At 61.0% G+C, this 618-nt stretch carries 1 protein-coding gene and 1 other annotated feature; the gene reads left to right on the forward strand.

Features of this window, described 5'->3' with window-relative positions; translation table 11 throughout:
- Positions 1 to 59 (forward strand) — a sequence feature (AL1L pseudoknot). This feature is flagged as partial in the annotation.
- On the forward strand, positions 1 to 618 hold a 618-nt coding region (locus SB756_RS28040; RefSeq protein WP_410912741.1), incomplete at both ends, for an IS3 family transposase. It overlaps the preceding feature by 59 nt.

Here is a 618-nt window from a genome sequence, read left to right on the forward strand (position 1 = left end):
ATCAGCATCGCGACACCTTCGGGGTCGAGCCGATCTGCAAGGTCTTGCGGATTGCCCCGTCGGGCTACCGACGCCATGCTGCGCAGCTTCGCGATCCGTCCAAACGCTGCGCCCGCGCGAAACGCGATGAGCTTCTGCAACCGGAAATCAAGCGTGTCTGGCAGGCCAACATGCAGGTCTACGGCGTGCCGAAGGTCTGGAAACAGATGAACCGGGAAGGCATTGCGGTGGCACGCTGCACGGTCGGGCGGCTGATGAAACTGCAGGGCTTGCGTGGCGCAGTTCGCGGTAAGCGTGTTCGCACGACGATTCCCGAGGTGACCGCGCCGCGCCCGCTGGACCGAGTCAACCGGCAGTTCAAGGCTGACCGACCGAATCAGCTCTGGGTGTCGGATTTTACGTATGTCTCGACATGGCAAGGCTGGCTGTACGTGGCATTCGTGATCGACGTGTTTGCCCGCCGTATTGTTGGCTGGCGCGTCAGCTCGTCGATGACCACGGACTTCGTTCTGGATGCACTTGAACAAGCGCTGTACGCCCGCCAACCGGGTGAGGACGGGACTTTGATTCATCATTCCGACAGAGGGTCTCAATACGTCAGCATCCGCTACAGCGAAC

Source organism: Pseudomonas sp. SIMBA_068 (assembly GCF_046534705.1).
GTDB classification, from domain to species: Bacteria; Pseudomonadota; Gammaproteobacteria; order Pseudomonadales; family Pseudomonadaceae; genus Aquipseudomonas; species Aquipseudomonas putida.